The 3,554-nt window shown below is 65.5% G+C and carries 4 protein-coding genes; all 4 read right to left on the bottom strand.

What is annotated here, in order from left to right:
* Positions 1–1,462: GTP-binding protein (locus tag H0W38_RS18855; protein ID WP_292457024.1), on the bottom strand; the 1,462-nt coding region annotated here is incomplete at its 3' end.
* Positions 1,459–2,499, bottom strand: coding sequence for a tRNA pseudouridine(55) synthase TruB (gene truB / locus H0W38_RS18850; RefSeq protein WP_292457027.1), 1,041 nt, complete (start codon positions 2,497–2,499; stop codon positions 1,459–1,461). The genes truB and H0W38_RS18855, both read right to left, overlap by 4 nt.
* Positions 2,500–2,526: 27 nt before the next feature.
* The gene (gene rbfA, locus H0W38_RS18845; protein ID WP_292457022.1) at positions 2,527–2,925 is read right to left on the bottom strand and encodes a 30S ribosome-binding factor RbfA; all 399 of its coding nucleotides are present in this window, start codon (positions 2,923–2,925) and stop codon (positions 2,527–2,529) included.
* A 90-nt stretch (positions 2,926–3,015) separates the two neighbouring features.
* Positions 3,016–3,554 (bottom strand): EF-Tu/IF-2/RF-3 family GTPase (locus H0W38_RS18840; protein ID WP_367162401.1); only part of this gene is annotated, 539 nt, incomplete at its 5' end.

Below are 3,554 nucleotides of genomic sequence, written 5' to 3'. Positions count from 1 at the left end.
GGCCTTCGAGCTCGCCCTTGTAGGCCTCGTAGCCGTCGAAGATGTTGCTGATGAGGCCGGTGCCGCGCGTGAGGTTCATGAACTCATTCGAAAAGCCGATCAGCCCGCGCGCCGGGATGCGGTATTCAAGCCGCACGCGGCCCATGCTGTCGGATTCCATGTTCACCAGGTCGGCCTTGCGCAGGCCCAGCGCCTGCATCACGCCGCCCTGGTGCTGCTCTTCGATGTCGGCGGTGACCAGTTCCATCGGCTCGTGGCGTTCGCCGCCTTCCTCGTGGAACACCACGCGCGGCTTCGAGACGGCCAGCTCATAGCCCTCGCGGCGCATGTTCTCGAGCAGGATGGTCAGGTGCAGTTCACCGCGCCCCGAGACCTCGAAGATGCCGTCCTCGTCGGTGTCCTTCACGCGCAGCGCCACGTTGCTTTGCAGCTCGCGGTCGAGCCGGTCTCGGATCTGACGGCTGGTCACGAACTTGCCTTCGCGGCCTGCAAGCGGCGAATTGTTGACGCAGAAGTTCATGGTCAGCGTCGGCTCGTCCACCTCGAGCATGGGCAACGGTTGCGGGTCGTCGATGTCGGTCAGCGTGACGCCGATGCCGATGTCCTCGATGCCGTTGATCAGCACGATGTCGCCGGGGCCGGCAACGCTCGCCTGAATGCGCTCCAGTCCCTCGAACTTGAGCACCTGGTTGACTCGCGCCTTGAAGGGAATGCTGTCCTCGCCGGAGAACACCGACACGTCCTGCATCGGCTTCAAGGTGCCCTGGTTGATGCGGCCGATGCCGATGCGCCCGACGAAGGTGGAGTAGTCGAGCGAGCAGATCTGCAGCTGCAGCGGCCCCTCCGGATCGCCCTCGTGCGGCGGCACATGCTGCAGCACCGCGTCGAACAGCGGCGCCAGGTCGGCTCCGACCTCACCCGGCGTCAGCGTCGCCCAGCCGTTCAGGCCCGAGGCGTAGATGACCGGGAAGTCGAGCTGCTCTTCGGTGGCATGCAGCTTGTCGAACAGATCGAACGTGGCGTTGATGACGTAGTCGGGACGCGCGCCGTTGCGGTCGACCTTGTTGACCACGACGATGGGTTTCAGACCAAGCGCCAGCGCCTTTTTCGTGACGAACCGGGTCTGCGGCATCGGGCCCTCGACCGCGTCGACCAGCAGCAGCACGCTGTCGACCATCGACAGCACGCGCTCGACCTCGCCGCCGAAGTCGGCGTGGCCGGGGGTGTCGACGATGTTGATGTGAGTGCCCTTCCACTCGACCGCGCAGTTCTTCGAGAGGATGGTGATGCCGCGTTCCTTCTCGATGTCGTTGCTGTCCATCACGCGCTCGGCAACCTTTTCGTTCTCTCGGAAGGTGCCGCTCTGGCGCAGCAACTGATCGACCAGGGTCGTCTTGCCGTGGTCGACGTGGGCGATGATGGCGATGTTGCGGATCTGTCGGGCGTTGTCACTGGTGGTCATGTCGTGCTCACTTGCTTGAATTTATTCGGTTCGGCCTGCGCGGCGGGGATCTGCAGCAGGGCCTGTACTTCGGGTGGGCTCAACAGCCGCCCCGGGATCAGTTCGCCGGCCTTGACGTGGGCAATGCCGAGAAAGGCACTCGTCCGCGTGTCGGCCTCCGTGGACGGGGATCCCGCTTGCGGTGAGGGTCCGTAAACGCGCACGGCGGCGCAATCGATCTCATCGACCCGGCGGCGCAGGCCGGAAAGAAAGCGCCCTGCGTCGTCTACCGCCAGCCGCACCGCCGGCCAGCCCGCGAGCAGTACATCCGGATGTAGCAATCGGGCTTCGCGCTCGGCATCGCTCAGTGCAGCCAGGCCGTCGATCGTGATCGCACCGGCCACCCGGAGCGGCCCGCTAGCCGTTCGGCGCAACGCGGCGAGGTGGGCACCGCAACCGAGCAGCCGGCCGAGATCCTCGGCCAGGCTGCGGATGTACGTGCCCTTGCTGACGCGCACTTCGATCTCCAGCATGTCATGCTGCCAGTGCAGGATGTCGAGCCGATAAATACTGACTCGACGGGCCGTGCGCTCGATCTCCACACCGGCGCGAGCGTATTCGTAGAGCGCGCGGCCTTCGTGCTTGAGAGCCGAGTGCATCGGCGGCAGCTGATCGATTTCGCCGGTGAGCGCCGCGCAAGCCCCGTGCAACGCCGCCTCGTCGAAGCCGATGGGGCGTGTCTCCAGTACCGCGCCCTCGCGGTCACCGCCGGCACGGGTCACGCCGAGTTGCAGGGTGGCGCGGTAAGTCTTGTCGGCCTCCAGGCTGGCCTGCGAAAACTTCGTAGCCGCGCCGAAGCACAGCGGCAACAAGCCGCTCGCCAGCGGGTCGAGCGTGCCGGTATGACCGCCTTTCTCGGCGCGCAGCATGCCCTTGACCTTTTGCAGCGCATCGTTGCTCGACCAGCCCAGCGGCTTGTCGAGCAGCAGCACGCCGTGCAGCGCCCGGCGCGGCACTCGCGGGGCCTTCGGTGCAGCGCGCGGCGCGGCGCGGCGCACGGACTGGACGACCTGGGTTGGATCCACTCAGTCGTCCTTGGCTGCCGGCAGCGGCGGCTCGTCCGCGTCTTTCGCGCGGTCGGCGTTGGCCCGGTTGATCAGCGCGCTGAGGTCGGCCGCTCGCTCGGTAGTGCGGTCGAAATGGAAATGCAGCGTCGGCACGGTGTGGATCTGCAACCGCTTGAAAAGACCGTTGCGCAGGTAGCCGGCCGCCTCGTTGAGTGCCGTGGCGCATTCCTCGGCATCGCCGATCAGTACCGAGAAGAAGACTTTCGCATGGGCATAGTCGGGCGTGACCTCGACGGCGTTGATGGTGACCATGCCTATGCGCGGATCTTTCAAGTCGCGGATCAGCACCGCCACATCACGCTGGATCTGGTCCGCGACGCGAAAGCTGCGGTTGGGGATGGCTCGCTTGTGCTTCATGGTGTGTTCCCGTTCGTCGGCCCGCCCCAAAACCAAGCCCCGCCCACTTTTCAGGGGGCGGGGCTTGTTCGGCGAAGAGCAAGGACCGCCTTACAGCGTTCGGGCGACTTCCTTGACCTCGAAGAACTCCAACTGATCGCCCTCTTTGATGTCGTTGTAGTTCTTCAGCTTGATGCCGCACTCGAAGCCGCTCGCCACTTCGCGCACGTCGTCCTTCATGCGCTTCACCGAATCGACCTCGCCGGTGTAGATGACGACGTTCTCGCGCAGCAGGCGGAAGCGTGCACCGCGGCGGACCACCCCGGCAGTGACCATGGAGCCGGCCACCGTGCCGATCTTGCTGGCCACGAACACCGTGCGGATTTCGGCCGTACCGATGACTTCCTCGCGCTGTTCCGGGGCGAGCATGCCCGTCATTGCCGACTTGATCTCGTCGACCGCGTCGTAAATGATGTTGTAGTAGCGCAGGTCGACCGCGTTGTTCTCGGCCAGCTTGCGCGCGCCGGCATCGGCCCGCACGTTGAAGCCGATGATCACCGCCTTGGACGCGATGGCGAGGTTGACGTCGCTCTCGCTGATGCCGCCCACCGCCGCGTGCACGATCTGCACCTTGACCTCGGCCGTGCTGA

It is taken from the genome of Methylibium sp., from assembly GCF_013817365.1.
Lineage (GTDB): Bacteria > Pseudomonadota > Gammaproteobacteria > Burkholderiales > Burkholderiaceae_C > Methylibium.
The sequence above is the reverse complement of the archived record's forward strand: the minus strand, read 5'-3'. Positions and strand labels throughout refer to the sequence as shown.